Annotated in this window: 30 protein-coding genes; 13 read left to right on the top strand and 17 right to left on the bottom strand. The window is 57.6% G+C overall.

Going from position 1 to position 26,101, the window contains the following annotated elements; all coding sequences use genetic code 11:
• Positions 1-7: 7 nt before the first annotated feature.
• The 7 genes from GOW56_RS11330 to glyA all read right to left on the bottom strand — a co-directional run bounded on the left by GOW56_RS11330 (position 8) and on the right by glyA (position 8,036).
• Complete coding sequence (locus tag GOW56_RS11330; protein WP_171205930.1) at positions 8-2,029, bottom strand: putative 2-aminoethylphosphonate ABC transporter permease subunit; 2,022 nt, start codon at positions 2,027-2,029, stop codon at positions 8-10.
• Complete coding sequence (locus GOW56_RS11325; RefSeq protein WP_371807901.1) at positions 2,026-3,141, bottom strand: putative 2-aminoethylphosphonate ABC transporter ATP-binding protein; 1,116 nt, start codon at positions 3,139-3,141, stop codon at positions 2,026-2,028. Before GOW56_RS11325 ends, GOW56_RS11330 begins: the two co-directional genes overlap by 4 nt.
• Before the next feature lie 132 nt (positions 3,142-3,273).
• Positions 3,274-4,293: a putative 2-aminoethylphosphonate ABC transporter substrate-binding protein gene (locus GOW56_RS11320; protein WP_171205928.1), complete on the bottom strand. Its 1,020-nt coding sequence runs from the start codon at positions 4,291-4,293 to the stop codon at positions 3,274-3,276.
• Positions 4,294-4,556: 263 nt separating this feature from the next.
• Entirely contained in the window at positions 4,557-5,396 is an 840-nt protein-coding gene (locus GOW56_RS11315) for an EamA family transporter (RefSeq protein WP_171205927.1), read from the bottom strand.
• Between the two features lie 37 nt (positions 5,397-5,433).
• Complete coding sequence (locus GOW56_RS11310; RefSeq protein ID WP_371807904.1) at positions 5,434-5,730, bottom strand: FAD-dependent oxidoreductase; 297 nt, start codon at positions 5,728-5,730, stop codon at positions 5,434-5,436.
• A 123-nt stretch (positions 5,731-5,853) separates the two neighbouring features.
• A complete protein-coding gene (locus tag GOW56_RS11305; RefSeq protein ID WP_171205926.1) occupies positions 5,854-6,609 on the bottom strand; it encodes a DeoR/GlpR family DNA-binding transcription regulator in 756 nt (251 codons plus the stop codon).
• Positions 6,610-6,770: 161 nt separating this feature from the next.
• Positions 6,771-8,036: a serine hydroxymethyltransferase gene (gene glyA / locus GOW56_RS11300; protein WP_171205925.1), complete on the bottom strand. Its 1,266-nt coding sequence runs from the start codon at positions 8,034-8,036 to the stop codon at positions 6,771-6,773.
• Between the two features lie 109 nt (positions 8,037-8,145).
• Between glyA and GOW56_RS11295 the strand changes: the two genes are divergently transcribed.
• From GOW56_RS11295 to pqqE, 10 genes are all read left to right on the top strand, one after another.
• Positions 8,146-9,030 carry a LysR family transcriptional regulator gene (locus GOW56_RS11295; protein ID WP_171205924.1) on the top strand — a complete coding sequence of 295 codons (885 nt, stop codon included), beginning with the start codon at positions 8,146-8,148 and terminating at the stop codon, positions 9,028-9,030.
• A 220-nt stretch (positions 9,031-9,250) separates the two neighbouring features.
• The gene (locus tag GOW56_RS11290) at positions 9,251-9,997 is read left to right on the top strand and encodes an ABC transporter ATP-binding protein (RefSeq protein ID WP_171205923.1); all 747 of its coding nucleotides are present in this window, start codon (positions 9,251-9,253) and stop codon (positions 9,995-9,997) included.
• Entirely contained in the window at positions 9,994-10,785 is a 792-nt protein-coding gene (locus tag GOW56_RS11285) for an ABC transporter permease (RefSeq protein ID WP_171205922.1), read from the top strand. The genes GOW56_RS11290 and GOW56_RS11285 overlap by 4 nt, the downstream gene beginning before the upstream one ends.
• Complete coding sequence (locus GOW56_RS11280) at positions 10,782-12,383, top strand: HAMP domain-containing sensor histidine kinase (RefSeq protein ID WP_171205921.1); 1,602 nt, start codon at positions 10,782-10,784, stop codon at positions 12,381-12,383. The genes GOW56_RS11285 and GOW56_RS11280 overlap by 4 nt, the downstream gene beginning before the upstream one ends.
• Positions 12,384-12,386: 3 nt before the next feature.
• Positions 12,387-13,070 carry a response regulator transcription factor gene (locus GOW56_RS11275; RefSeq protein WP_170346833.1) on the top strand — a complete coding sequence of 228 codons (684 nt, stop codon included), beginning with the start codon at positions 12,387-12,389 and terminating at the stop codon, positions 13,068-13,070.
• A gap of 102 nt (positions 13,071-13,172) precedes the next feature.
• The gene (pqqA, locus tag GOW56_RS11270; RefSeq protein WP_117873022.1) at positions 13,173-13,274 is read left to right on the top strand and encodes a pyrroloquinoline quinone precursor peptide PqqA; all 102 of its coding nucleotides are present in this window, start codon (positions 13,173-13,175) and stop codon (positions 13,272-13,274) included.
• Between the two features lie 23 nt (positions 13,275-13,297).
• Positions 13,298-14,194: a pyrroloquinoline quinone biosynthesis protein PqqB gene (gene pqqB, locus GOW56_RS11265; RefSeq protein WP_171205920.1), complete on the top strand. Its 897-nt coding sequence runs from the start codon at positions 13,298-13,300 to the stop codon at positions 14,192-14,194.
• Complete coding sequence (pqqC, locus tag GOW56_RS11260) at positions 14,191-14,940, top strand: pyrroloquinoline-quinone synthase PqqC (RefSeq protein WP_171205919.1); 750 nt, start codon at positions 14,191-14,193, stop codon at positions 14,938-14,940. Before pqqB ends, pqqC begins: the two co-directional genes overlap by 4 nt.
• Positions 14,940-15,212 carry a pyrroloquinoline quinone biosynthesis peptide chaperone PqqD gene (pqqD, locus tag GOW56_RS11255; protein ID WP_170346830.1) on the top strand — a complete coding sequence of 91 codons (273 nt, stop codon included), beginning with the start codon at positions 14,940-14,942 and terminating at the stop codon, positions 15,210-15,212. Before pqqC ends, pqqD begins: the two co-directional genes overlap by 1 nt.
• Positions 15,212-16,324: a pyrroloquinoline quinone biosynthesis protein PqqE gene (pqqE, locus tag GOW56_RS11250; protein WP_171205918.1), complete on the top strand. Its 1,113-nt coding sequence runs from the start codon at positions 15,212-15,214 to the stop codon at positions 16,322-16,324. The genes pqqD and pqqE overlap by 1 nt, the downstream gene beginning before the upstream one ends.
• 2 nt (positions 16,325-16,326) lie before the next feature.
• Here the strand turns inward: pqqE and GOW56_RS11245 are convergent, their stop codons facing one another.
• Genes GOW56_RS11245 through GOW56_RS11215 form a run of 7 tightly spaced genes read right to left on the bottom strand, consistent with a single transcriptional unit; the run spans position 16,327 to position 21,500 of the window.
• Positions 16,327-16,923, bottom strand: coding sequence for an ABC transporter ATP-binding protein (locus GOW56_RS11245; protein WP_171205917.1), 597 nt, complete (start codon positions 16,921-16,923; stop codon positions 16,327-16,329).
• Complete coding sequence (locus GOW56_RS11240; RefSeq protein ID WP_171205916.1) at positions 16,920-17,669, bottom strand: ABC transporter permease; 750 nt, start codon at positions 17,667-17,669, stop codon at positions 16,920-16,922. The genes GOW56_RS11245 and GOW56_RS11240 overlap by 4 nt, the downstream gene beginning before the upstream one ends.
• Before the next feature lie 6 nt (positions 17,670-17,675).
• Positions 17,676-18,641, bottom strand: a complete 966-nt coding sequence (locus tag GOW56_RS11235) for an ABC transporter substrate-binding protein (RefSeq protein ID WP_171205915.1) — start codon at positions 18,639-18,641, stop codon at positions 17,676-17,678.
• Between the two features lie 20 nt (positions 18,642-18,661).
• Complete coding sequence (locus GOW56_RS11230; RefSeq protein ID WP_171170176.1) at positions 18,662-18,910, bottom strand: PepSY domain-containing protein; 249 nt, start codon at positions 18,908-18,910, stop codon at positions 18,662-18,664.
• A 15-nt stretch (positions 18,911-18,925) separates the two neighbouring features.
• Positions 18,926-19,363 (bottom strand): hypothetical protein, encoded by a 438-nt coding sequence (locus GOW56_RS11225; protein ID WP_171205914.1) that lies wholly within the window; start codon positions 19,361-19,363, stop codon positions 18,926-18,928.
• 19 nt (positions 19,364-19,382) lie between these two features.
• Entirely contained in the window at positions 19,383-20,354 is a 972-nt protein-coding gene (locus GOW56_RS11220) for a YVTN family beta-propeller repeat protein (RefSeq protein ID WP_171205913.1), read from the bottom strand.
• 12 nt (positions 20,355-20,366) lie between these two features.
• A complete protein-coding gene (locus GOW56_RS11215; protein ID WP_171205979.1) occupies positions 20,367-21,500 on the bottom strand; it encodes an ABC transporter substrate-binding protein in 1,134 nt (377 codons plus the stop codon).
• Positions 21,501-21,866: 366 nt separating this feature from the next.
• On the opposite strand from GOW56_RS11215, the gene GOW56_RS11210 reads away from it, so the two are divergent.
• The 3 genes from GOW56_RS11210 to GOW56_RS11200 are packed head-to-tail and all read left to right on the top strand — an operon-like array spanning position 21,867 to position 24,152.
• Positions 21,867-22,406, top strand: coding sequence for an SRPBCC family protein (locus GOW56_RS11210; RefSeq protein ID WP_171118329.1), 540 nt, complete (start codon positions 21,867-21,869; stop codon positions 22,404-22,406).
• Positions 22,393-23,337, top strand: coding sequence for a YncE family protein (locus tag GOW56_RS11205; RefSeq protein WP_371807900.1), 945 nt, complete (start codon positions 22,393-22,395; stop codon positions 23,335-23,337). Before GOW56_RS11210 ends, GOW56_RS11205 begins: the two co-directional genes overlap by 14 nt.
• Positions 23,334-24,152, top strand: a complete 819-nt coding sequence (locus tag GOW56_RS11200) for a quinoprotein dehydrogenase-associated SoxYZ-like carrier (protein WP_171118325.1) — start codon at positions 23,334-23,336, stop codon at positions 24,150-24,152. The genes GOW56_RS11205 and GOW56_RS11200 overlap by 4 nt, the downstream gene beginning before the upstream one ends.
• A gap of 1 nt (position 24,153) precedes the next feature.
• On the opposite strand, the gene GOW56_RS11195 is transcribed toward GOW56_RS11200, so the two are convergent.
• The 3 genes from GOW56_RS11195 to GOW56_RS11185 are packed head-to-tail and all read right to left on the bottom strand — an operon-like array spanning position 24,154 to position 26,034.
• Positions 24,154-24,708: a PQQ-dependent catabolism-associated CXXCW motif protein gene (locus tag GOW56_RS11195; RefSeq protein ID WP_171118322.1), complete on the bottom strand. Its 555-nt coding sequence runs from the start codon at positions 24,706-24,708 to the stop codon at positions 24,154-24,156.
• On the bottom strand, positions 24,705-25,547 hold the full coding sequence (locus GOW56_RS11190) for a substrate-binding domain-containing protein (protein WP_367397100.1): 843 nt from the start codon (positions 25,545-25,547) through the stop codon (positions 24,705-24,707). Before GOW56_RS11190 ends, GOW56_RS11195 begins: the two co-directional genes overlap by 4 nt.
• The gene (locus GOW56_RS11185; RefSeq protein WP_171118318.1) at positions 25,531-26,034 is read right to left on the bottom strand and encodes a c-type cytochrome, methanol metabolism-related; all 504 of its coding nucleotides are present in this window, start codon (positions 26,032-26,034) and stop codon (positions 25,531-25,533) included. Before GOW56_RS11185 ends, GOW56_RS11190 begins: the two co-directional genes overlap by 17 nt.
• Positions 26,035-26,101 lie beyond the last annotated feature (67 nt).

The following is a 26,101-nucleotide window of genomic DNA, read 5'->3' as shown; positions in this document are numbered from 1 at the left end:
CTTTTGGTTACCGGCTTCGCCAAGCCTGGGTGCGCTTGAGAATGCCTTTTGAAGCAATCAGGTGAACGATCCGGGCAGCCGCGTTGGTGTAAAAGATCATCATGCCCATCGCCGCCGCAGGCGCGATATCCCCGGCATCATCCATGTTCAGCACCGCGATGGACGCAAGCGTCGTTTTGGGAGAGTAAAGAAATACCACTGCTGACACGGTCGTCATCGCATTGACGAACAGATAGATTGAGATGTCCAACACCGCCGGCAGACAAACCGGAACCGTTACCCGTGCGAACAGCTTCATTGTCGGCTGTTTGAGCGAGGCAGACACTGACTCAAATTCTCTGTCCATTTGCTTGAGCGCGGTGACGGCCGTCAGGTGCGATACGGTGTAGAAATGCGTCACAGTGCAAATCACCAAAATCGCCATCGTGCCGTAAATCCCGTTCAGCGGATTGGACGGGTTGTTGAAGAAGAAAATATATGACAGCCCCAATACCATGCCTGGGATCGCCATGGGCAGCATCGCGAACATCTGGAAAATCGACCTACCGGTTCTGAACCCGTTTGATTTTTCCACCAGATAGGCCCCGAAGAATACAACCGTCGTGCCGATGACTGCCGTCAGCAACGCCAGTTTGATCGAGTTGAAATACGACCCCCAGCCGCCGCCGTCCATTCTGTTGAACTGATAGTTCTTGAGGCTCAGACTCAGGTCGTAGGGCCAGAACTTGATCAGCGCCGCAAACTGACACACAGCCAGAAGACCAACGATGAACAGGCCGATCAGGCTGCAATAGATCAGGAATATGCGGTCAGCTTTCGGGTTCGGCGTCGCCTGATATGGCACAGAACGCGCCGAAAGCAACGCCACCTGCTTGGACTGAACCATTCGATCGATGGCAAAAGCCAGAATGGCCGGGATGACCAGAACCACAGAGACCACGGCGCCCATTTCAAAATTCTGCTGGCCGATCACCTGTTTGTAGATATCCACCGCAAGGACGTTGAATTGACCACCGATAACCTTCGGCAACCCGAAATCGGTGATCACCAGGTTGAACACGACAAAGGCCGCCGAGATCAGGCCATAGCGGGCCCCGGGGATGGTCACGGTCCAGAAGGTCCGCCATGGCGTCGACCGCAAGCTGGCCGCAGCTTCATACAGGCGCGCGTCAGATATCGCGAGCGCGGTCGATATGATCAGGAACGCGTGCGGAAAGGTAAAGAAAACCGATCCGATCACGATGCCTATGGGGCCGTAAATGCTGGCACCGAACAGCAACTCCTTGATCATGCCCTGATTGCCGAACAGGTAGACCAACGCGATGCCCGGCAAAAGCGACGGAACCAGGATCGGTGCCATCGCAATGAGGCGAAAAACACCCTTGAACCGCATGCAGCTTCGGTTCAGCGCATAGGCGAACCAAAACGCCAGTGTCACCGTCACAATGGTGCTGACTACCGAGATCCAAAGCGAGTTCTTGATCGAATTGAACAATGCCGGTGTCGAGAAGTAGTTGATGAAATTGTCCAGCCCTCGCGACTGGACCGGCCGCATTTGCACCCGGCGGAACGTGTTGGAATCAAGCTCGACCCAATCGGTGCCTTCATTCAATGTCGATCCGACCAGAAAGCGCCCGGTATCCGTCGTGTTGCGGATCTTGTACATCACTGGACTGCGAAAGCTGAAATCAGGAAAGAGTCCGGTCACCGGCAAGCGCCCGTCCGAACCCGTCACCAGATCAGAGTCGGAATAGACCCCCAATTGCCTGTTCAACTCGTCTGCCGACAGGATCGTTCCGTCGAAGACGCCTGCGTCGTCACTTACCTGAAACTCGTACTGGGACAGCTCGACCCGATAGGTCGAAAACGACTTGGACAGCATCGTGTAAAGCGGCAACGCCAATGTCACGACCAGATACAGCGCGATCACCATCATGCTGCCGCGCATCAGGATATCATCACGGCTGAGCTTGGGCTTGATGTCCGGCCCGACAGGCAGGCTGTCCTGATTGGTAGAAACCGAGCTCATGCCTTGGCCTCCGGCACTTCAAACGCCATAAGGCGGTTCTCGGGAAGCTCAATCACCACGCTGCGCCCCTCTTCCAGTTCCAGACGACGCACGGCATTGATCGAGAAATCCGCGATCAGTTCCGATGATCCGAACTTCTCGTTGTTCAATCGGCAGCGCCAGAACGAACCCAGGAACTCCATCTCATCCAGCGTCACCTCTATGCAGTTCCGATTGCCGCCCGTGTCGAGATAACCAGCTTCATGAGGGATGATGTCTTCGGGTCGAATGGCCGCGATGATCGGGGTTCCATCGTTGAACTTGTGGCTCAGGCAGGCAAAGGTCTTTTCCCCGACGCTCAAACGTCCGCCTTTGGTGACCTGTGACCGGATCTGGTTCATTTCACCGATAAAGTCGGCAACGAACAGATTGGCCGGCTCCCGGTAGATTTCGGTAGGAGGCCCCACCTGTTCGATCACACCATGGTTCATGACCACGATCCGGTCTGCCATGGCCAGCGCTTCTTCCTGATCGTGGGTCACCATCACGGTGGTCACACCCAGCTTGCGCTGCAACTCCTTGATCTCGTGCCGCAGATGAACACGCACTTTGGCGTCCAGCGCCGACAAGGGTTCGTCCAGCAGCAAAAGTCCGGGGTTGGTCGCGATGGCACGCGCCAGCGCAATCCGCTGCTGCTGACCACCTGACAATTGCGCCGGATATTTCTTGCCCTGATCCGGCAGACCAACCAGGGTCAAGAGTTCGTTTACGCGAACAGCGATATCCGATTTGCTGCGGCCGGTGTTTTCAAGGCCAAAAGCGATGTTCTTTTCAATGGTCAGATTTGGGAACAACGCGTAGGACTGAAACACGATCCCGAAATCACGCTCGGACGGGGGCAGATTGGACACGTCCTTGCCATCCTGCATGACCGTGCCCTTGGTCTGCAAATCCAATCCGGCGATTGCCCGCAAAAGAGTGGTCTTGCCGCACCCGGACGGGCCGAGGAAACAGACAAACTCGCCCTCGTTGATTTCCAAAGAGATGTCCTTGAGCGCCAGAAAGTTTCCGAACGCTTTCCACAAATTTTGGATGCTGAGATACAGTTCACCGGGTGGTGTTTTCTGAAGCACGGGAGAAGTCCTCACATCTGCACCTCGGGCGCGGCCGGTCCTGGCCGGTTGAAACCGGGTGAGTAAGTTGTTTTTCGGGGAACAAGAGACTGGTGCGCAGGAGAGGCACGAAAGCCTCTCCTGCCAATGGGGTTACTTCGCTTCCGACTTTCCGTCATAGCGAGACTGCCATTCCTTCAGGATTGCCGCGCGATTGTTGGCGGCAAACTCAAAATCATTTTCGATCATTGCATCCAGAAGACCCTCTGGGAAGTGCTCAACCGGTTTTGCAACGCCCGGATAGGCGACAACTGCATAGCCGGTGTTGTACATCTCGTTGGCTTCCTTGGTGACGGTGAAGTCCACCAGCTTCTGCGCGGCCTCCAAATTGGCGGTGCCAGCAACAATTGCGGTGGCTTCCATGTCCCAGCCGACGCCCTCAGAAGGCACGATGATCTCAAGCGGCGCGCCGTCAGCTTTGGACTTTGCCCCGCGGAACGCAAAAGAAATGCCGATCGGGATTTCGCCTGCTGCGGCCAGTTTGCAGGGTTTTGAACCTGAATGGGTGTAACGCGCGATGTTCTCGTGCAGCGCATCCATGTATTCCCAACCACCTTCTTCACCGAACATCTGCAACCAGCTGGACACGTCAAGGAACCCGGTGCCCGATGAATTCGGATTGGGCATGATCACCTGATCCTTGTACATCGGGTCGGTGAGATCCTTCCAGGATGTCGGCGGGGTCAGCCCGGCTTTCTCTGCCTCGACTGTATTGTAGCAGACGGCAGCAACCCAGGCGTCCATGCCGACCCAGGCAGGGGGGTTGTCGCCATCAACAAATTTTTTGTCCAGCTTTTCCACACCGGCCGGCGCATAAGGTTCCAACATACCTTCTGACTTCAGCAGCAGCAGCGACGTGGCGGCCAGGCCCCAAACAACGTCTGCCTGAGGATTATCACGCTCTGCCAACAATTTCGCCGTAATGATCCCGGTCGAGTCGCGAACCCAATTGATCTTGATATCAGGGTGGCTTTGATTGAACGTCTCGGCATACCGGGCCAAGTCTTCCGCCTCGACTGCGGTATAAACTGTCAATTCCGTTTCCGATGCCGCCGCCGTCGCCGTCAGCGCACCGATAGTCAGAGCTGCGAGAAGTGATGCTTTGTGTTTCATTGTGATCCTCTGTTGGTAGTAATGTTATTTTCGCCATTCTTGCGCGGCGTTCGAACTCGATTATTGTGCACCGATTGTTTGACAGCAGTTTGACAGATAAAAATGCCAATAAAAATCGATTATATCTTCGATGTCATAAGCATTTCCTATAGATGAAATCCGCCCGCCCCAGCAGATCGGTGCGGAACGGGACCATGACGATCAACAGGGCATGTCAAAGGTTCTGAATTCTTCAGACTTTCCCTGCGGCGGCACAAAAACGCTCAACGTGTCATCGCAAGGAGTCCGATCCCGATCGCGACGATGGTCGCTGCAAGAAGCCTGTTGGATTTCGGTCCTTCGCCGAACCACATCACACCAATAAGCGACGCAAAGATAACCGAACTTTCCCTAAGGGCGGATACAACGCCCAAGGGCGCGACCGTCTTGGCATACAGCACCAACCCATACGCCAGGCCAGAGATGACGCCGCCTGTCAGACCTGCCCAGACATAACGCCTGGGCAGCGCGACGACACGCTGCCATCTGGTCGCGAAGATAAACCCGGCAACAAAAATTTCGGCAACGAACAGTGCCGCAATGTATCCCAGTATGTTCCCGGACAGCCGGATACCAATGCCGTCCACAATCGAATAGGACGCTATCATCAGACCCGTGCCAAACGCCGCCGCCACGGCGACCCAGCTTGTGTTTCGGCCCAGCCCGACCAGGGACAGGCACCCAATCCCAGCCGAGATGCAGACAATGCCGACCCACGCGATCGGCGGCAGAAACTCACCCGCGAAAAGAATGGCACCCACCGTGACCAGGATTGGCGTCATCCCGCGTGAGATCGGGTACACCACCGACAGATCCCCATGTTTGTACGCGGTGTTGAGAAACCAATAGTACCCCCAGTGGATCAGGGTCGAGCCGATGATGAAGGGAAGCGCCGCCCAAACCGGCAAGCCGATAAAAGGCAACGCAATCAGCGCAGGCACGGCGTGGCCAAGCGCCACCAACCCCAAAACAACCGCTTTGTCGGGCGCGCCTTTGACAACCGCATTCCAGAGCGCGTGCAACACGGCTGCGGTCAATACGATGAGAACTGCCTGTATTGTCATTGTGGCCCGGCGAATTGAGCTGAAAACTTGTCTTGCGTCACAATTCGGCTTTCAGAGCGCTTTTTGCGCGCGCATGCAGCGGCTCGACCAAAGCTTGACCTGTATTGCGGCGGCAACGGTTTAGGGGGCTCAAACCCGCTGGGCAATGCAACCCCGGCGAGCGGCGGATCAGGTTGGTCATCGCGGGCTGGCTGCACAACTGGCCAACCAGACCAGCCGCACACCATGTGATGCCACGGCTCAGTTGCCCATGCTCAAAACGCAGCACGTCGCGATGCCCCTTTCCGGTCTGATGAAACGCAACCGCGCAGCCAATGATGCCGCCTCCGACAATGACATGTCGCGCAGCGTGGAAGTCTGGTATCAGCCATCGGCTCGCTCCGTACTCAGGGATTCGGATTTCCCTTCACCCTATTTGTACTTTGCAAATTTTGGCAATTTTTTTCCTGTTATTGCGTCATGCGATCACAATATCCACGGGCTGGCTTTGCAGCGCGCCAGCTATGCTGTTGGGCAACTCCTCATCCACCACCAGAGTCGCTTTCACCGGAAGAGGTTTCATCACGATCGGACCAACCATGTTGAACTTGCTGCTATCAGCCAGGATCAGCGGCCGCTGCGCCCGCTGCATCATCATATGACGCAAGTTGGCGCCTTCCAGCGAGAAATCGGTAAACAATGCCCGAGAGCTCACACCGCCGACCCCGATCAACGCATATTCCGCATTGTATCGCGACAGGTGGTCGAGCGTGTCCAAACCCAATGTGGCATTCTCTGAAAAATCCAGCCGCCCGCCCAGCAGCGTGACTTCGGCGGCCGCCGGCGCCAACACAGATGCAATCGCCAAATCATTGGTATATATGGTAAGATTTTGCCGCACAGCGGCCAGAGCCTGCGCCGCCGCCACTGTCGTTGACCCGCTGTCGATTATCACGCTGGCCCCGTCCGGGATCACGCTTGCCACATAGGCTCCAATCCGTTCCTTGCCTTGCGGGTTGGTTTGAGCCCGGTCGGCCATCGGAGGTTCCCGCCTGCGGATACTGGTCGCGCCGCCCCGCACCTGATGAAGCTTGTTCTCCAGTGCCAACTGTTCAATATCCTTGCGCACGGTTTCCCGTGACACACCAAGCCGTTCCGTCAGCGAACGGATCGAGACCGCTGGCTGGCGCGAGACTTCTTCCAGTATGATGGCGTGGCGTTCAGGTGCGAGCATTGACCGGCCCTTTGGTTTTGGACTGCATGAATATGCCAAAACTTGCAAACATGGTACAGCCCAAACACCCAATCAGACACGCGTTGCCATAGCGCCGCGGTAACGCCCTCACACCAATGGTCCAGAGCGGTCAATGGACCCTGCCACCGGGCACGCAGTGACTACGCCGGGTAGATGGGGAACGATTTGCACAACGCAGCGACCGAGGTTTTGCAGCGCAGAATTGTCGCGCCGGTATCACCCGCGGCCTCAGCTTCGATCAAATCCGCAATCACGTTTGCCAATTGGTCGAACGCGGCCTCTTTCATTCCGCGGGTCGTTGCCGCGCTCACGCCCAGGCGCAATCCAACCCATTCTGGCGGTCGCGTGCTGTCATTGGGGATCGCGTTTTTGTTGGTCGTGATATTGGCCTTCTCCAGAACGACCTCGGCACGTTTGCCTGTGATACCCTTGGGGCTGAGATCCACGAGCACCAGATGCGTGTCAGTACCACCGGACACGATACGCAACCCCCGGGACTGCAAGGTTTCCGCGAGTTTGGCGGCGTTGGCTTTGACCTGCGCTCCGTAGTCCTTGAATTCATCCGTAAGCGCTTCGGCAAGGCAAACTGCTTTGGCCGCCAGAACCTGGCTGTGGATCGAACCCTGAACGCCGGGGAAAACCGCAGATTGCAGCCTCTTGAACCAGTCCTCGTTGTTGGTGAGGATCAGCCCGCCACGAGGACCACGCAGTGTTTTTGTCGTGGTGCACGTCACAATGTCCGCATGCGGAAAAGGCGAAGGATGCACGCCCGCGGCGACCAGCCCGGCAATATGGGCCATGTCCACATGAAAATGCGCACCGACCTTTCTGGCGATTTGCCCCATGCGCTCGAAGTCGATTTCCCGTGGATAGGCAGACCCACCCGCGATCAGCAGCTTTGGCCGGATTTCCTCGGCCAGTTTTTCCAGCGCATCGCAGTCAATGACCTCGGATTCGGCATCGACACCATAATGATGCGGTTCGAACCAGCGACCCGACAGGTTGGCCTTCAGGCCGTGACTCAGATGACCGCCGGCCGCCAGATCCAGCGACAAGACCCTGTCACCAGGCTTGAGCAGCAGAAAGAAAACAGCAAGGTTCGCCTGGCTGCCGGAATGGGGCTGAACATTGGCATAGTCGCATCCGAACAGTTCCCTGGCGCGGTCAATTGCCGCCTGCTCGACGACGTCGACAAACTGACCACCCCCGTGGAACCGGTTTCCCGGATACCCTTCAAGCGTCTTGTTGGTCATCTCATGCCCAAGAGCATCCAGCACCGCGCGGCTGACGATATTTTCGGACGCGATCAGCTCAATTTGGTCCTGCTGGCGCTTTTTCTCGTTTGCAAGAGCTTCTGCGACGACGGGGTCGGTCATCCTGACTGGGTTTTCAAAGTGCCGCGACATCCGGGCTCCTCCGATGCGATTGCGTTTTCACCAAAATTCCAGAGTTCCACTGGCCGAAGCAAATCAGTATTGCTATTTATTTGCCGCAGAAAAACTAAGGCTTAAATGGATGTCACTTTCCCCTCGTCGCCCGAAAGGCCCACATCTCAATGCTTTACGAGCATTTGAAGCGGCGGCTCGGCTTGGAAGCTTTGCCGCTGCGGCAGACGAGCTATCCGTTACTCCGGGCGCGATAACTCAGCACGTCAAGGCCCTTGAAGCCTGGGCCGGCACCCAACTTTTTGTCCGAAATGCCCGCGGGGTCGAGATGACGGCGCTCGCCGAAGAGCTTTTGCCCGGGTTCACCCAGGCGTTTGATCAATTGGGAATGGCCGTGCAGGAACTTCGAACCAAGGCCCTGCCGCGCAAGGTCAAGGTCGCCGCGCTGCCGTCGATCGCGCAATTGTGGCTGGCGCCCAGACTTGGAACGCTCAGGCAAATTGCCCCGGATTTGTCCGTGTCTGTCGTGGCCCTTGAAACGCCGCCAAACCTTGCGCGTGAACCATTTGACATGACTTTGTTCTTTTCCGGTGAAACGATCGGAATCAACGAAATCAAAATAGCCGAAGATGTGATTTTCCCGGTTTGCGCGCCCTCGGTCGCGGACAGATTGAAATCTGTTTCAGATCTTTCGCGGGAAACCCTTCTCCATGACGGGGCATGGGCAAATGATTGGGACATTTGGCTGAACAGCCAACCGGATGGCGCAGGTGTACCGAAGACGGGAACCGTGCACTCGTTGTATTCCGTCGCGCTGGAAGAGGCGCGTCATGGCGGTGGCGTGTTGATGGCGCACGAAGTTCTGGTTCAGAAATTGCTGGACAATGGCGATCTGGTTCGCCCGTATTCGGCCTCGTTGAAGCTGCCCCGCGTAATGGTGGCCAAATTCACACCCTCTTTCAGCAGATCCCCCGCCTTCAAAGAGTTCAGATCGTTTTTGCTGAACGCAAACTGAAAAGCGGTGCTCGCAAAACGGGGTGTTCGCGCCGATCAGGCCCGCCTTCCCCTGACAGTTTCGGCTGGCCAGTTTTGGCGACGGATCCTTCGGGAAATACCATCAAATCCGTGAAGCTTCACATACTTAAGTCGTGGTCCGGCCTCGGACTGGAAGGTTGAGAAACGCGCCCCGACGATGCAAGCTGCTGTCAAGAACCATGGTTCGGGACGGAGGAAGAATGTCAGACGCGCGCCCCTCGGCGGAAACCGATCCTGGTCTCGCCGTACGCGACCTGAGCTTTCATTATGGCGCCAAGACGGCTTTGGATGCTGTCTCTTTTGACGTGTCGGCGGGAATGTTCTGCGGTCTGCTCGGTCCGAATGGGGCCGGGAAATCGACACTGGTGTCGCTGCTCACGCGATTGCTTGTGGCGCCGGACGGTGAAATCACGGTCGCAGGCCATGATCTGCGCCAATCCCCACGCAAGGCGCTGGCAAAGCTTGGCGTGGTCTTTCAGCAACCGACACTGGATCTGGGTTTGACGGTGCGCCAAAACATGGCCTATTTCGCGGCTCTGCATGGGTTGTCGCGATCCGAAGTCCCCGGCCGTATCGATGCGGCGCTGGATCGGCTGAACATGCGCGACCGCGCCGGGGAACGTGTGCGCGATCTCAATGGTGGTCATCGCCGCCGGATGGAACTGGCGCGTGCCCTGCTGCACGAACCTTCGGTGTTGCTGTTGGACGAACCGACCGTTGGGCTTGATGCCGCGGCTCGGCACGCGATAACCGATCATGTGCACGACCTGGCGGAACAGGGGCTGTGCGTCTTGTGGGCCACGCATCTGACAGATGAAATGCGCGACGACGACCAGCTTCTGGTTCTTCATCGCGGTCAGATTCTTGCCAGTGGGCAGGTGAGCCGCCTGCGGGGGGATCAAACACTGTCCGATTGGTTCCTGTCCCGAACCGAGGTGCCGGCATGAACGGGTTCCTGGGAGTCGCCCGCGCCATCATCGGACGCGAGTTTCTGCGTTTCATCCATCAACGCGAACGATTTCTGGCAGCCCTGGTCCGGCCAATGGTTTGGCTTTTGATCTTCGCAGCAGGGTTTCGCGCGGCCCTCGGCCTGTCGATCATTCCCCCCTACCAGACCTATATCACTTACGAGACCTATATCGTCCCCGGCCTGTGTGCGATGGTTCTGTTGTTCAATGGGATGCAAAGCTCGCTCAGCCTTGTCTACGACCGCGAGATGGGCTCGATGCGCCTACTGCTGACCAGCTCATTCCCGCGCTGGTGGCTGTTGTTCTGCCGTCTGCTGGGATCAACCGCGATATCCATCCTGCAAGTCTACACGTTTCTCGGATTGGCCGCTGTGTTCGGCATTGTCCTGCCCCTACCCGGATATGTCGCGGTTCTGCCGGGGCTGGTTCTGGGCGGTCTGATGCTGGGCGCGCTGGGGCTGGTGCTGTCCAGTTTCATCAAGCAGCTGGAGAATTTCGCCGGGGTGATGAACTTTGTCATCTTCCCGATGTTCTTCCTGTCCTCCGCCCTTTATCCGCTGTGGAAAATGGCTGAAAGCTCGCCGTTGCTGCGTGATATCTGTGCGCTCAATCCGTTCACGCATGTGGTCGAGTTGATCCGGTTTCTGCTTTACTTGCAGATCAACTGGGGGGCCCTGCTGTGGGTTCTGGCGTCAACCGCGATACTGAGTGCGATCGCCGTTTGGGGGTATGATCCGGCCCGGGGCCTGATGAGGCGGAAATCATGACGGCCGCGCCTCAAAGCGCAAAGCGCAGTCTGCTTCTGAAAACCCGGTTGGGCCTTGGCGCCGTGGTGCTTGGATCCGGCACGCTGCTGGCGGCCGCGACCCTGTATTTCGGGATGCAGAACGTCGCCAGCCGTCTGGAAACCGCGCTGGCGTCTGAAACCCGTATGGCACGCTATGCCGCTCTGTCGACCCAGGCCGCCACATTCCTTGTGATCGCAACCGAGTCGATACAGACCGGCCAAACAGTCGAATCTCGACTTGATCGCCTGTCCCCGATCCGAGACCAGATTGCGACAACGTTTCTACAGCTTCGCTCTGATGTGGAAGATGCCGTGGCCGCGGTTCAGTCCCTGGGGCTGGACGAACAATCGCGTTACGGAACCCAATCCCTGGGTCTGGCCAGAATGGAGGCGCTGCTGGCCAGCACGCTGGAAGGGCTAGCCGACGCAGAAGCCGATCAGGCCCAGCTGCGCGCCTATGTCGACTCGTTTGCGTCGGCGTTTGATCCTCTACTCAGCCAGGCGGTGAATACCGAGGTTCTGTTTCGAAATTCCGTATTGGCCGGGATCGAAAGGACCCGCTGGGTTCTGACCTGGGTGGCACTGACACTGGCACTGTTTGCCTTGCTCAGCACGGCGTGGTTCTACTTTGGTCTGGTGCGGCCGCAGTTCTCTCGTCTGGATCGGCTGCGCAATGCGGCGGTTCAGGTCGGCCAATCCGAATTCGCAGTTTCTCTGCCGCAAACCCGCAATGACGAGATCGGCCAGTTATATGGCGAGACCAACCGAATGGCGGCTGCATTGAGAAAACGCCAGGCCGAGGTTGACGCAGAATGGACCCGGTTGAACGAGACCATTGCCCAGCGAACCCGGGAACTGAGCGCTGCAAATGAATCCCTGTCCAAGATCGACGAAAACCGGCGCCGCTTTTTTGCTGATGTCAGCCACGAACTGCGCACACCGCTGACCGTCATCATGATGGAAGCTCAGATAGGCCAGAGGGATATTCAGACCGCACCAGAGACGTTGGCAACGATCGAAAGCAGCGCCGCAAAACTGAACCAGAGAATCGATGATTTGCTGCGCGTCGCCCGATCCGAAACCGGTGAGCTGGCTCTGGAACCAACCAAAGTTGCACTATGCGATCTGATGCAAACAGTTGTGAGCGACATTCAACCTGAAATCGACGGCGCCGACATGCAGCTTGAAACGGGCGACTTCCCGGATTGTGCGTTACACTGTGACCTGAACTGGATACGTCAGGTCCTGCTCAGTCTGATACGCAACGCGATCCGACATGCGCGGGACGGGAAGGCGTTGCTGCTGTCGGGTCAATCGGTTGACGGTGACGTTCAAATACAGCTGACGGATAACGGCCCCGGAATTCCCCACGGCGCCCAAACCCGGATCTTCGAGCGGTTTGTTCAGGGAGGGGCGGCAAACAGTCAGGGTTTCGGTGTCGGGCTGGCGCTGGCAAGGTGGGTCGTCGAGGCCCATGAAGGAACCATTTCGGTTGCAAGCCCGGTTCCACGTGAAAACGCCCTGGGGTCAAATGCCGGTACAAATGTCTGCATTCGATTACCGCTGGCAGAGGCATAGAAAATGGTCTCCAGACTGCTGATCATAGATGACGACCCCAGAATCACGTCGGCCCTTGTCCGGGGCCTTTCGCTGCACGGCTACTCAGCCGAGGCTGAAAACCGCGCCGACCAAGGGTTGGAGCGGTTGAAAAGCGGTGCATTCTCAGGTGCGATTGTAGATGTGATGCTGGGAACGGATAGCGGTGTCGAACTGGTCCGGGCCGCGCGCCGTGCCGGGGTCGGAATCCCGATCCTGATGTTGTCGGCCCTCTCTGATGTCGATCACCGCGCCGCCGGGCTGGAAGCCGGGGCCGATGATTATGTCGTGAAGCCGTTCAGCTTTGATGAGCTTGTCGCCCGGTTGCAAGTACAGGAACAACGCGTGCTCTCTCAGCGCCCGGACCCCGCGCGCCTGTCGTCGCGGGACAGAACACTTTCAATCCGCGAGACAAGCATTGCGCTCACCGAACGTGAATTCGAACTGCTCACGCTGCTCAACAGCAAGGCCGGATCGCCAATATCCCGAGGAGAGCTGTTTGACACGCTCTGGTCACAGGACGGGTCCAGTAACGAAAACGTGGTGGACGTCTACATCGGATATCTGAGAAAGAAATTGGGATTGGATGATTTTGGATTTGAAATCAAAACCATACGCAACCAGGGGTTTTGCATTCAGGGGGTCGCCCCGTTGTCGGATGACACCTGAGTACCGACCAAAGTCTAATTCATACTTATTAATTAAGAGTCGCGCCAACCGGCAAGTCCTGCCACATTGAATATCAGCACACCCCAGGAGGAGGACCCTGATATGGCTTGGAACAGACCTGTTATTCGCGAGATCGAATGCGGCATGGAAATCAACATGTATGGCCCCGATCATGACGATGAGCGCGGTGGCGGCCTGATCTGATCAGCCGCAAGCGCCAACAATAGATGACGTTGCGCGCGATAATACTAGGGGCCGCTGCTGGTGGCGGCCTTCCGCAATGGAATTGCGGATGTGAAAACTGCAATCTGGCCCGAAGCGGACATATTCCGGCGCAGACGCAATCATCACTCGCGGTCTCACCCGATGGCCAGAACTGGGCCATTCTGAACGCGTCTCCGGATATTCGAGCGCAGCTTGGCAATACGCCCGTCCTGTATCCGACCGGGTTGCGAGAGGTGCCGGTTCAATCGGTGCTGGTGACGAATGGTGACATCGACCATGTGGCTGGCTTGCTGACGCTGCGCGAGATGCAGCCATTCACGCTGTTTGCGACCCAAAGTATTCAGGACGTCATTGCACAGAACCCGATTTTCGACGCCTTGAACGCCTCGGTCGTGACACGTGCGCCGATCTCGTTGAATCAGACGTTCGATCTGGTTCCCGGCTTGCAGGCAACATTGTTTCCGGTGCCCGGCAAAGTGCCTCTGTATCTTGAAGGGGAACATGTCGAAACCGAATTGGTTGGCGAACAAACCGTCGGGGTGGCACTGAGGGCGCATGGGAAGACGGCATATTACATACCGGGCTGTGCCGCATTGACGCCCGAGTTGCGCGCCCGGCTTGACGAGGCCGATCTTTTGTTTTTCGACGGCACGCTTTGGCACGACACGGAAATGGTGCAGGCCGGGCTGGGTCAGAAAACGGGCAAGCGCATGGGCCATATGTCGATGGACGGCCCCGATGGATCGATCGCTGGTTTCGCCGATATGAAAATCGGGCGTAAAGTGTTCATCCACATGAACAACACCAATCCGGTTCTGCGCCCCGACAGCGCCGAGAACGCCCAGGCACGGGCCAAAGGCTGGACGATAGGCCAGGATGGCATGGAGATAACGCTATGACCCAAAGCCGCAAAGAGTTCGAGGCCCGACTTCGTCAGATCGGAGCCGAGCGTTACCACGACCTTCATCCGTTTCATCATCGCCTGCACGGAGGTCAATGCACGCCTGACGAAGTACGGGCCTGGGTGATCAACCGCTACTATTATCAGCATTCCATCCCGATGAAGGACGCCGCCTTCATGTCGCGTGTAGAAGATCCTGCGCTGCGCCGAGCCTGGCGGTCGCGGATCGAAGATCATGACGGCACGGAAGACAACGAAGGTGGTATCCGGCGCTGGTTGCGACTGGCCGAAGCAGTCGGTCTTGATCCGGACTATGTCGCTTCATGCGACGGCGTATTGCCTGCCACCAGATTTGCGGTGGATGCTTACGTGCGATACGTCCGCGAAAAGTCGTTGCTGGAAGCGGTTGCGGCCTCACTCACAGAACTGTTTGCTCCCAAGATTCACGCCAACAGGATCGAAGGCCTGCTTCGGCATTACGATTTTGCGGATGACAGCTCACTTGCCTATTTCCGCAACCGCCTGAAAGAAGCCCCCAAGGATGTGGCTTTTGGTCTGGCATGGGTATTGGATCATGCCGACACCGCAGAAAAACAGGACGCGGCAGCCAAGGCTCTGATATTCAAGACCGATGTCCTCTGGTCGCAGTTGGATGCCCTGTGGAGCGCCTATGTCGAACCTGCCCGAATTCCGCCGGGGGCGTGGAAGCCGGACACCGGTTTACGGATGCGGCAGGCATCGTGATGTTGGCGCAGCAGGTCCCCTTGCTTCCACGTGGTGTCCGCATCCAGTACGATTCCGTGCGGGAACAATGGGTACTGCTGGCACCTGAACGGGCGGTGACGTTGGATCAGATCGGACATGCAATTCTGAGCGAAGTAGACGGCCAACGCAGCTTTGGTCAGATCACCGCAAGCCTGTCCAGGAAATACAACGCCCCGGAAGAACAGATTGTCGAAGACAGCTCGGGGTTTCTGGATGCCCTTCGGGTGCGTCGTTTTCTGGATGTCGTCTGATGCAGGTAAAACCCCCTCCCCCAATTGCCATGCTGGCCGAGCTGACGCATCGATGCCCATTGTCCTGCCCTTATTGCTCCAACCCAGTCGAAATGGCCAAACTCGACAGTGAAATGGATACTGAAACATGGGCACGTATTTTCAAGGAGGCGGCGGCGCTTGGTGTCTTGCAATTGCATCTGTCAGGTGGAGAGCCCGCATCCCGCCGCGATCTGGTTGCGCTGGTCAATGCCGCGCGTGAGGCCGGGTTGTATACCAACCTGATCACGTCGGCGATCGGCCTGTCCGAGCGACGCCTGCATGAACTGGACGACGTCGGCCTGGACCATATCCAGCTTTCTCTTCAGGGCACTGACGCCGCGATGGCGGATAAGGTAGGCGGCTATCGGGGTGGGTTTGACCGCAAGATGAAAACGGTCGAATGGATCAAGAAGATCGGGTTTCCGCTGACCCTGAACTTCGTGCTGCACCGTCACAATGCCCACCAGCTGCCGCAGGCGCTGGAACTGGCGCGCGAAATGGGAGCACGACGGATCGAGGTTGCAACGGTGCAGTTCCACGGCTGGGCCTTGCGGAACAGGGATGCCTTGATGCCGACGCGGGAACAGGCGCAACAGGTGACGCGACAGGTGGCCGAGGCCAGGAAAAACCTCAAGGGGCAACTGGTCATCGATTATGTTCCGGCGGACTATCACGACGACTACCCCAAGCGATGCATGGGCGGCTGGGGGACAACCGGGCTGAACGTGGCGCCAGACGGTCAGGTTCTGCCTTGCCATGCGGCACAGTCCATCCCGCATCTGACATTTGACCGGGTACAGGACAAACCGCTTGCGGATATCTGGTTCCATGGCAGCGCGTTCAATGCCTATCGCGGCACGGATTGGATGTCGGACCCGTGCAAAACCTGCGAACGCAAAACCATTGATTTTGGTGGCTGCCGCTGTCAGGCCATGGCCGTTATCGGAGACGCAGCCGCCACCGATCCGGTTTGCATCAAATCACCCCACCATCAGACCCTGCAAAACCAGGCAAACGAACATGCCGCCAAATCGGATGCACCCTTTATATATCGTACCGCACCCGGTGCCGCGAGAGAGCCCGCAGAATGACCCTAACCAAGAACCGCACCGCTGGGCCCGGGTACCAGATTCAGAATCCGGTCGGAAAGCCGCTGTGCTTCCGGTTTGGAATGCGTCACGAACAGGGTCGCCGGGCGATGCCGCGTGATGAGGTCCTCGGTCAGGGTCAGCATCGTCTCGGCCGTTTCGGAATCCAGTGATACAAAAGGCTCGTCCATAATCAGAAATTCAGGCTGCCCGGCAAAGGCGCGCGCCAGAGAAAGCCGGCGCTGCTGACCCAATGACAATTGACCGGGAAACAAATCCCCCTTTCCGTCCAGGCCAACGTCTGACAGCGCAGCGTCAATGTCAGCCTGCGACAGGTTACCATGGATCAGGGCGAGATTATCGAAAGCCGAGCGCCATGGCAGCAAAGTGGGTTCCTGAAACACAATCGCAAGCCGATCCGGCCGCACAATCTGGCCTTCGAAATCCGGGTCAATGCCTGCCACCAATCGCAGCAACGTCGTCTTTCCGATGCCCGATGGTCCGGTCAGCGCGACCGTTTCCCCGGCGGCGATGTCAAATGCAATGGGGCCCAGAACGGCGTGGTGTTCAAAGCGCTTCTTTCGGATGTCAATTCGGATCATGCAGTTCTCCACCGTCGAGCGCTACGCTCCAAAGGTTGAAGAACCAGCCATTCGACAACCAGCATGACGGCAATGAACGAAAACGCGTAGACCAGCACCATTGCCACATCAAACAGCTGAAAATACAAGTGGATTTGAAACCCGACACCGGATGAGCGCCCAAGAAACTCGACCACGAGCACGATCTTCCAGATCAGAGAAAGTCCGGACCGTGCGGCAGCTGCGATAAACGGGGCAAGCTGCGGCAGGATCACATGGCGCTGTCGCCTTTGCCACGGTATCCGGTAGACCCGTGCCAACGCATCCAGATCCGGGCTCAGCGCCCGGCCGCCCTCTCGGAGGATCGTCGCGACATTGGGAATTTTGTTCAGCGTAACCGCCGTGATCGCCGCAGCCTCGGTCAATCCGATCCAGAGGTAACACAGCACGATCAGAACCAGCGCGGGCAGGTTCAGGAAGACAACCAGCCATGGATCGAGCCAGCGGTTCAGCGCATCCGACCGCCCCATGGCCAGGCCAATGATCGTTCCCAATGTCATTGCCAGCACGAACGCCCAGATCACGCGTGACAGGGTCGCGCCAAGGCTGCGCAGCAACTCTCCTGACGCAAGCTCTTGATGAAACCGGGGGATCAGGTCCCAGGGTTGCGGCAGTATCTGAGGGTCTGCGGTCAGCGACGCCGCAACAATCCACAACGCCACAAGGCCTGCGATAGACATAAGCGGCGTGAGGCGCGCGTTTTTCATCTGATCCTATTCCACGTCGGCAAAAAGACCCTGCGGCACAGTCGTCGCGGCGCCCACCAGTTCAGCCCCGCCCAATTCGGCCATAAGTTCCAGCATCCTGTTGGCCGCGACCGCATCTACCGGGCGGCGATCGGGAATACCGGCAATCCAATCGATCTTGAGTTGTTCAAACTGTGCATCGGACTTGACGTTCATGCGCGGTCTGATCGCCTCCCATGCTTCGGGCGAATTGGCCAGCAGGTCCTTGGCGTCGCGGCTGGCGGCAAACAGGCTTTGCGCAAGGTCGGGGTGTTCGTTCAGAAAACTCTCTTTCAGGTAATAGCCCAGCAAGGGCATATTGGTGTCGAGCCCCAAGGCCTGCCCGGCATCCTCAACCGAGATCAGCTCTTTCATGCCGGACGCTTTCATCTTGGCCAGGAAATGCCAGAAATTGATCGCCCCGGCATAATCGCCGTTCAAAGCAGATTTGAAGATCAGAGGCGGCGCACCGAACACCTGTTCGGTGTCGGCTTTCAAGTCCATCCCGTATTCCTTTGCTGCATAGGCGCGCAGGATCAGCCAGGATTTATCCAGCGGTCCCCCCGCGATGCCGATCTTGCCGCCCGCCAAGTCCTTTAAACTGGTTGCCGGGCTGTCAGCGGGCACAACCACCCCGCCCACGGCTTTGGAATAAGGGATGAACACATAGTCCTTGCCAGCACCCCTTTGACGAGCAACCCAAATCCAGTCGGCAACCGCCAAATCAGCCTCATCCCCCTCGACCGCGATACGCGTTGCGCCATTGTCGGCAAAAGGTTGAACATCAAGGACAAAGCCATGTTTCCGATCCAAGCCGTTCCGGCGAATGGTCTCAAGTTCCCAATTGACCGTTCCGATCTTGAGTACGGCCGCGCGAATGGTCGGCAGGGTCTCGGCGGCCAAAGCCCCCGAACTGAAAGCAAATGCAAGGCACGCGGCAAATAGTTTGGACATGACCCGATCCCGTTTACTCGCTATTCCGCCTTTCGGCTGACTTCATTCAAGTCTTTGTCCAGTTTGATATCGAACTGGTTGCCACCCTTACAGATGACATCGTCCAGATCATAACCATCATCTTCAACCTCGATGTCATCCGGGTCCATCTGGCACTCGACAGAGGCAAGATAGGCCTCGATCTTTGCCACCGTTTCCGCGTCAATGTCGTCGGCGAAAGCCGGGGCCGCCAGAAGCCCGGCGGTTATCAACATTCCAAATCTTTTCATGATGTTATCTCTCCTCTATTGAATACTCACCGTAATGCGTTGCGTGTCACCGGTGGAACCGGGGATGCGAATTTCATGACTGCCGGGTTTGATTGCGATAAACGACAATTCGGCGACGCCGGCCTTGTCAAATTCGATGCTGTCCACCGCCATCGGACGGATTTCGATCTTGTTGATCACGATCTCATTCATCCAGATCGCGCGAAAGAAAGACGGCCCCTCGATGGCCAGTTCCGCCGAACCGTCCGCGGTGATCTCAAGCTTGTAATACGCGCCGGATTGCAGAACCACGTCCTCACCCAGCGGTTGCCCCGAAGCAAGCGTCAGCTTGATGGTTTCCCCACGGTTGCATTTCGCCAGAAGCCCGGCAAATCCCAGATCATCGCAAAGAGGTGCCGCCGATATCGGCCCACCGAGCGCCGCGACCATCGCTGCGATCACAAGTTTCTTCATTCCTGTCCCTCCCAGAACTTCAGTCAATGGTCACCACACCCCAGGGCTGTTGCCCGACCTGCACCGATTTGATCGCCTTTTCAGAGGCGACATCGATGATGGTGATGTCGTTTGAATTGCCATTCGTGGTCAGCAGATATTTTTCGTCCGGCGTGAAATCCAACTGCCAGACCCGCTGCCCCACCAGGATATAGTCCAGCACTTCAAGACTTTGCGCGTCAACGACGGCAACCCGGTTTGCGGGCCCCAAAGCAACGAACAGGCGTTTGCCATCCGATGTCACCTTGGCACCGACGGGCTGCAACCATTCCGGCTGCACGCCCGCCACTTCGAAGCTGATCTTGCCGACCACCGTCGGCGTTCCGTCTTCTGCGATGTCCATGACCGTGACGGTTCCGCCGATTTCCGATGTCACGAACAGGCGCTTTCCATCCGCTGTATATTGGGCATAGCGCGGGCGCTGGTCGACCAGGACATTATGCTTGATGGAATAATCCTCGGTGGAAATGAAATGCGCCATGTTGGTGGTCTCGGACGTGTTGACCACGAACTTGGCATCGGGGCTGATCCCCATGCCCTCGGGCTCGACGCCGACCGGAACCTCGGCCAGAATGGTGCGGGTTTCAGTGTCGGTGACCGTCACCAGATTGTCGTCCTCATTGGCGATATAGAGCCGCTTGCCCGAGGGTTCGAGAATGAAAAGTTCGGGGTCCGGACCAGAGGGCAAACTGGGAAGTTCCTCATAGGTCTCTGTATCAAATACCCGGATGATATTGTCATCCGAGGCACAGACATACAGCGTGCCGCCATCCGGGCTGACGGTGATCCCGCGCGGTCGGTTGCCGCCTGGAAATTCGGTGATCACTTCCCAGGTTTCGGTATCAACCACGGTAATCGTATTGCCCCGCTCGTTCGAGACAAAAGCCTTGCCCGCAAACACGGGACCCGCAGTCAGCGCAGCACAGGCAACGGTCAACAACAGTCGTTTCATCAATACCTCCGGTTACTCGAATGCGCGACAGCTGGATTCCGCCCGATCCAACCCCATCGTATCGAGCGGTGAGACCTGGTGCAGAAACCCCTCTTGCGGACTGACGCTGACAGTGATCGACCCGTCATACAGAAGGATCGGCTGACGCAACTGCCCGTTCCAATCGCGGAATGTCACTTTCTGTCCTTTGAATGCGGCAAGCTCAAACTCGTCCGACAGAGCATAATCCCGAACACCTTCGGGCTCTGCCGTACTGGCACGGGTCACGGCCTCGCCGATCACGCGCAGTGCAAGCCAGGTGTTGTAGTCTTCGGGGCGGACATAGCGCCCTGTCAGATCCTCGAAACGGGTCTGGAACTGGGTCGCGCCCCATGCCTCATGTGCGCCGTGAAACGTCGTCGGACGCAAGCCGCCTGAACCCATCACGGGGCGTGGGGTCCAAAGGTGATAGGACAGATACCGCGCAAAATAATCGGTTTCGTCCGCGGCAATCACAACGTCATGGTCTCGCGCATCTTGCGTGTCCAATGGCAATTGGCGCTGAACAAGAACATGACCGGAATCCGTTCTGCGAGATCCCCCGGTATCCGCAAAGGTCCGATCTTCGGCAATCTTCGCGCCGAACTTGTTCGCTGCACGGCGATACGCGTCCGCGAGCTTGACATCCTCGGGGTTGGATCCGGCCAATAGGAACCAGTCGCCCCATTTCTTCCAGACGGCAAACTGAGCAACCGCATCGGCGTTCATGGCGCGGGACGGGGCGATATGAAGCAGGTTGCCCCGGCAGTTTGCGTCGCGAAGATCGACATCAGGCGCGGACACGTTGAAGACAAGCGCCCCGGACTCTGCCGCCTTGTCCGTCAGGCGCAACATGTCCGGCGCCTTGGCCAAAAGGACGATCAGGCGCACGCCTCCGGCAAGGATCCGGTCCATTGCGGCGTCAGCCTCTTCCGGCGGAGCGGCCATCGTGATGGTCTCATAGGTATGTCCCAGAAATCCGCCCGTGGTTCCGTTATCCTCATCCCCAAGCGCGGCACCAGCAAACCCCAGATCGTCCGGTTTCAGATCATAACGCGAGATCGGCAGAAGCGACGGATAGTCGATCCGCAGCACCGCAGCCTTTACATCGAGCGCCGCCGCGGTCATCGCGGATGCACACCAAAGAAGCGCCGCAAGCAGCGGCAGCAGGCGAATATTCAAGATGTCCTCCCGTTGCCTGAAAGTCAGAGTTCAGGTTGAAACATCCGGGGCATAGCGCCCCGAAAAACGGAACCGATACTTTTGGCCGTGTTGTAAAACAAAGCCTATCAGCTTCATCATTGAGCTCGATTCTTATTTTATAAGAATGCGCGTATATGGTTGATCTTGCTTCGGTTTCCCGCGACACCCGCCGATTTTTCAAGGGGTGTGACGGGTGACCGTCAACGTGCGCTCGCACGTCAGGTCTGACAGAAGAAACGCCGCAAGCGCGCGGCGTGTGCCAACGCTCTGCGCATTCAGGGAGGACATGGAATGAATCGACGATTTCTTCTTGCCGCAACCGCCGCTCTGCTGGTTCCGGGTCTGGTTTGGGCCCACGGGCCGACCCGGCAGAAAGTCACGCTGACTGCCGAGGTCGCAGCCTCACCAGAGGAAGTCTGGGCCGTTGTCGGGAACTTTGATGACATGTCGTGGCATCCGGCTGTGTTTGCGACCGAAGGAAACGGCGGCAATAAGATTGATGCGACCCGATTGCTGACACTTGGCCAGGAAGGCGGGCCGACGATCAATGAAATTCTGTACAAGTACAGCGCAGAAAAAATGAGCTACTCCTACCGGATCACCGAGGTCGCGGTAGAGGTGCTGCCAGTCACCAACTATTCGTCGCATCTGACGGTAAAACCGCGCGACGGAGGTGGTTCGATCATCGAATGGCGCGGTGCCTTCTATCGCGGGTATCCAAACAACGATCCTCCGGCCGAGTTGAATGACGAAGCCGCCATTGCCGCCGTGACCGGCGTTTATCAGGCAGGTCTCGACGCGTTGATCGAGCGGTTCGGTGCGGCAAGTTAGCCACCCGCTGATGTTGTTCTTGGCGCTCTCTGGCAGCCCGGCACTGGCACAGACAGCATTCATCACCTGTCAGAACGGTGAGGAACTAAGCCGGATAGATCTTGCACGGATGCAGGAAACGGCCCGCTGGCCCCTACCTGGCAAGCCGGCGGGTGTGGCGGTTGGTCTGGATGAAACGCTGTTCACCGTATCCCCGGACAGCAAGATGGTCAGGCGTTTGTCTGCCGAGACCGGTGAAACGGTCGCGCAAGTCACGCTTGAAGGGGGGCCGATTGGAATCGCTCTGGATCAGGATCGCGGGCGGGTTTTCGTCTCGGACTGGTACAACGCCCGACTGTGGGTGCTGGACAGTGAAACTCTGAAAGTTCAATCCGAGTTGCCCACCGGAGCCGCCCCGGCGGGTATTGCGATATCAAAAGACGGGCGTTTTCTGGCGTCGGCCGACAAGGACGCGGACCAGGTGTCGGTTTTCGATGCCGACACTCTTCAGCCTCTGCACCGCAGCCCGGTTGGATCACGCCCCTTCGGGCTGCGTTTTGACCCGAATGGGCGTCTGTTCGTCGGCAATGTCGGCAGCAATGATGTCAGCGTGGTCGATGCGGAAACCGGCTCCGTTCTCGCAACGGTCCCGGTCGGGGAACGCCCTTACGGCATCGCCTTCGCCCACGGCCGGGCGTTCGTCACGAACCAATATGCCAATACGCTAAGCGTCATATCTCTGGAGACGCTCGAACATGAGGCCGTGATTGATGTTGGAGAATACCCCGAAGGCATTGATGCGACGGCGGGCGAAGATCTTCTGGTCATCGCAAACTGGTTCGACAACACCGTCAGCATCGTGGACCCGCAGGCACTGTCGGTGTTAGAAACAATGGAAACCTGTGATGGGCCCCGTGCCTTTGGCAGGTTCCTGCAAGGAGGACGACCATGAAAGTTTCTCATCTGATTGCAGTCCTGTTCTGTGTGCTGGCGGCTCCGGTTTGGGCGTCCAACGAGGCATGGGAAAATGTCCGAGCGATGTTGTATGGCGACCGACCGATGCAAAACGGAGATGCGTTCATCGCGATTGATGCCCCCTATCGCACGCCCGACGATGCGCGGGCTCAACTGGCGGCTCAGATTGCGGCCCCTCGGGGGACGAAAGTGGCCAAGGTGACTTTGGTGCTGGACGAAAACCCGATGCCGGTTTCTGCCGTGTTCGAGTTGGAAGAACCATTGCCGAGTTTCTACTTCGACGTGACCATGCGCGTGAACGGCCCGACGCCGATACATGTCATCGCCGAAACCACGGATGGCCACCTTTGGGTGTCAGAAACTTTCGTCAAAACCTCGGGCCTTGGCGCCTGCGCGGCACCTCCCGGAACTGATCCGGAACTGGCGTTGGCAAACCTTGGAACGATGGAGGCCGAACTGGTGGGCCGCGTCCCTGCGTTGAACACACGGGCACGATTGTCCAGCTTGGGGGCGAACCGGGCCAACAAGATGGATCTGAACATTGATCACCCGTCGCATTCCGGAATGCAGATGGATCAGATTTCCCTGCTGTTCATCCCGATGCGATATGTAGAGACCGTGGATATCGATCTTGATGGCGCGGGGTATGTCCAGATGACGGGGTCGATTTCACTGTCCGAAAATCCAAGGGTCGGCATTTCCGTTCCAAGCAGGGCGCAAGCAGTTGACGTGACCATGACGGATACGGACGGCACGGTCAGTCATTTACACAAAAAACTGGCGGGTTTTTAGATCAGCCGCCTCCGGCAACGGGTTGGCCCGGGGCTGGCTCTACCCGTTCCAGCGGATAGCCCCACAAGGCCCAGCCGTCGGTACCTTCCGGGAACCAATAGACTTTGGTGTATCCCCATTCGATTGCGCGTCGGGCGGCGTTCCAGCTCATCCAGCAATCTTCCAGACAAAAGAACACGAGACCGTGGTTGATATCGCCATTGGTGCTGGCTTCTAGGCCGGTTCGAAAATAGTCTGCCGTAACATCGGCAATTGCGCCGTAGCCGACATTGGGCAACCACAGTGATCCCGGAATGCTGTCGCGCGGCTTGTCGCGCCAGATCGTGCCTTCGGGCAGATTGGCCGGTTTGGGCGGCTGCGGCAAAACGTCGATGAACGCGACGCTTTGTTCCTGCCACAGGCCGTGCGCCTCTTCCGGGCCGATGACCGTCCCGCCGGTTATCTGATCCGGCACCGGCGCGCGGTAGTGGTCCATGCGATAATCACCTGGTTCGGGTACTGTCTGCGCTATTGCGGCAGTCGAGATCAACGTAATTGCCACCGATGCGCGCATCATTGCGACAGGTCCAGAACCTCGGTCCCCAGATCATTCACCAAGGGAACACCAGCCTCGGCCAATAACGAATTGATCTCGTCCTGGTTGCGCCGGATCAGGGAATTCAGCTGTCTCTGCCAAACCTTCTCACCCTGCCGTACGCCCATGGTGATGCGATAGAACAGGCGCGGCGGCAGCTCTTCCTTGACCAGTGGGATCACCTTGAAATCAGGATAGTCCGCCTTGACCAGTGGTCCGCCCAGCGGGCCCCAAAGAATGGCCGCATCGATCTCATTTGTTTGCAGGTCATCCAGCATGTCGATGGCCGGGCTTTCCACACGTCGGTCGACAAAAAGATTGTAAGGCTTGGCTTGCCCGATCAGCCCGTTCCGCGCCATATGAGCTGCGGGCGGTGTACCTGCCACGATCCCGATCCGTTTCCCTTTGAGCATGGGATCGTTCAGCCTGTCCACCTGGGCCAGATCACTGTCCATCGGCACGATCAGCGCATAGGCGGACGTGTAGTAGTGGTTGGTGTTCTGCACCAGCTCATGACCTTGCGCATAACCGATCACCACATCGCAACGCTTGGCGGCCAGCGTGTTCCGTATGAAGCCCGTCGCCTGCGGAAACCAGACATATTGCACAGGCAGTTCCAGCTTTTCGGCAATCAATTCGGCCAGTTTGTTTTCATACCCCGATCCATCCTTGGATGACACGGGATAGTTGGCTGGATCCGCACAGACGCGAAAAGCCGTTCTTGAAACCAGGTCAGACGTCTGCGCCGACACGGGCACTGCCTGACAAAGCCAGACGCAAAGTCCGAAAATCGGCAGGCAGGCCTTAGCCCATACACGCATCTTCATCCTCGCGGATCACGTCAGATTTCGCCTCTTTCTTGGGCGGGCGGCCACGCGGGATCGCGCCCGATCCATGGGCTTTGAGATATACATAGATATCATCAAGAAAGCACATCACATTCGGGTTGTCGCCAAATCCCGGCATCACCGAGTTTTCAGCGGCGTTCACCACCTGGCGACCATTTGTGACGATATCAACAAAGTCGTAATAATCCATTTCCAACGCTGAGTTTTTCAGAGCCGGCGCATAGGTCGAGCCCTCGCCATCAGGGCCATGACAGACATGGCATTCTGCGTGATAGCGCCGGAAGCCTGAAAATGTCATCCAGTCCACGGTTCCATCCTCGGCCACGTTGAATGTCGGGATATCGTCTTCGGTGTAATACCGTCCATCTTCGGAATACGCGACTGCCAGATTGTCAGCAATGGCGGCAACAGGAAGGCACAATGCAAGAATTGATGCCAGAAGACGTACAGAATGGTTCATGGAACGCTCGTTTCTTTTCAAGTGAAAACCGGCGCGGTCCGATTGAACCGCGCCGGCCAGATCTTTG

The sequence above is a fragment of the Ruegeria sp. HKCCA0235A genome (assembly GCF_013033235.1).
Taxonomy (GTDB): domain Bacteria; phylum Pseudomonadota; class Alphaproteobacteria; order Rhodobacterales; family Rhodobacteraceae; genus Ruegeria.
The sequence above is the reverse complement of the archived record's forward strand: the minus strand, read 5'-3'. Positions and strand labels throughout refer to the sequence as shown.

Bases quoted from the DNA above. Each gene is read 5' to 3' on its own strand.
- GOW56_RS11280 (WP_171205921.1), top strand. From the start codon at position 10,782: ATGACGGCCGCGCCTCAAAGCGCAAAGCGCAGTCTGCTTCTGAAAACC.
- GOW56_RS11220 (WP_171205913.1), bottom strand. From the start codon at position 20,354: ATGAAACGACTGTTGTTGACCGTTGCCTGTGCTGCGCTGACTGCGGGT.
- GOW56_RS11215 (WP_171205979.1), bottom strand. From the start codon at position 21,500: ATGACCGCGGCGGCGCTCGATGTAAAGGCTGCGGTGCTGCGGATCGAC.
- GOW56_RS11235 (WP_171205915.1), bottom strand. From the start codon at position 18,641: ATGTCCAAACTATTTGCCGCGTGCCTTGCATTTGCTTTCAGTTCGGGG.
- glyA (WP_171205925.1), bottom strand. From the start codon at position 8,036: ATGTCGCGGCACTTTGAAAACCCAGTCAGGATGACCGACCCCGTCGTC.
- pqqA (WP_117873022.1), top strand. From the start codon at position 13,173: ATGGCTTGGAACAGACCTGTTATTCGCGAGATCGAATGCGGCATGGAA.
- pqqB (WP_171205920.1), top strand. From the start codon at position 13,298: ATGACGTTGCGCGCGATAATACTAGGGGCCGCTGCTGGTGGCGGCCTT.
- GOW56_RS11195 (WP_171118322.1), bottom strand. From the start codon at position 24,708: ATGATGCGCGCATCGGTGGCAATTACGTTGATCTCGACTGCCGCAATA.
- GOW56_RS11305 (WP_171205926.1), bottom strand. From the start codon at position 6,609: ATGCTCGCACCTGAACGCCACGCCATCATACTGGAAGAAGTCTCGCGC.
- GOW56_RS11315 (WP_171205927.1), bottom strand. From the start codon at position 5,396: ATGACAATACAGGCAGTTCTCATCGTATTGACCGCAGCCGTGTTGCAC.
- GOW56_RS11230 (WP_171170176.1), bottom strand. From the start codon at position 18,910: ATGAAAAGATTTGGAATGTTGATAACCGCCGGGCTTCTGGCGGCCCCG.
- GOW56_RS11275 (WP_170346833.1), top strand. From the start codon at position 12,387: ATGGTCTCCAGACTGCTGATCATAGATGACGACCCCAGAATCACGTCG.
- GOW56_RS11225 (WP_171205914.1), bottom strand. From the start codon at position 19,363: ATGAAGAAACTTGTGATCGCAGCGATGGTCGCGGCGCTCGGTGGGCCG.
- GOW56_RS11240 (WP_171205916.1), bottom strand. From the start codon at position 17,669: ATGAAAAACGCGCGCCTCACGCCGCTTATGTCTATCGCAGGCCTTGTG.
- pqqD (WP_170346830.1), top strand. From the start codon at position 14,940: ATGTTGGCGCAGCAGGTCCCCTTGCTTCCACGTGGTGTCCGCATCCAG.
- GOW56_RS11185 (WP_171118318.1), bottom strand. From the start codon at position 26,034: ATGAACCATTCTGTACGTCTTCTGGCATCAATTCTTGCATTGTGCCTT.
- GOW56_RS11295 (WP_171205924.1), top strand. From the start codon at position 8,146: ATGTCACTTTCCCCTCGTCGCCCGAAAGGCCCACATCTCAATGCTTTA.
- GOW56_RS11190 (WP_367397100.1), bottom strand. From the start codon at position 25,547: ATGCGTGTATGGGCTAAGGCCTGCCTGCCGATTTTCGGACTTTGCGTC.
- GOW56_RS11290 (WP_171205923.1), top strand. From the start codon at position 9,251: ATGTCAGACGCGCGCCCCTCGGCGGAAACCGATCCTGGTCTCGCCGTA.
- GOW56_RS11210 (WP_171118329.1), top strand. From the start codon at position 21,867: ATGAATCGACGATTTCTTCTTGCCGCAACCGCCGCTCTGCTGGTTCCG.
- pqqC (WP_171205919.1), top strand. From the start codon at position 14,191: ATGACCCAAAGCCGCAAAGAGTTCGAGGCCCGACTTCGTCAGATCGGA.
- GOW56_RS11320 (WP_171205928.1), bottom strand. From the start codon at position 4,293: ATGAAACACAAAGCATCACTTCTCGCAGCTCTGACTATCGGTGCGCTG.
- GOW56_RS11330 (WP_171205930.1), bottom strand. From the start codon at position 2,029: ATGAGCTCGGTTTCTACCAATCAGGACAGCCTGCCTGTCGGGCCGGAC.
- GOW56_RS11285 (WP_171205922.1), top strand. From the start codon at position 9,994: ATGAACGGGTTCCTGGGAGTCGCCCGCGCCATCATCGGACGCGAGTTT.
- pqqE (WP_171205918.1), top strand. From the start codon at position 15,212: ATGCAGGTAAAACCCCCTCCCCCAATTGCCATGCTGGCCGAGCTGACG.
- GOW56_RS11245 (WP_171205917.1), bottom strand. From the start codon at position 16,923: ATGATCCGAATTGACATCCGAAAGAAGCGCTTTGAACACCACGCCGTT.
- GOW56_RS11200 (WP_171118325.1), top strand. From the start codon at position 23,334: ATGAAAGTTTCTCATCTGATTGCAGTCCTGTTCTGTGTGCTGGCGGCT.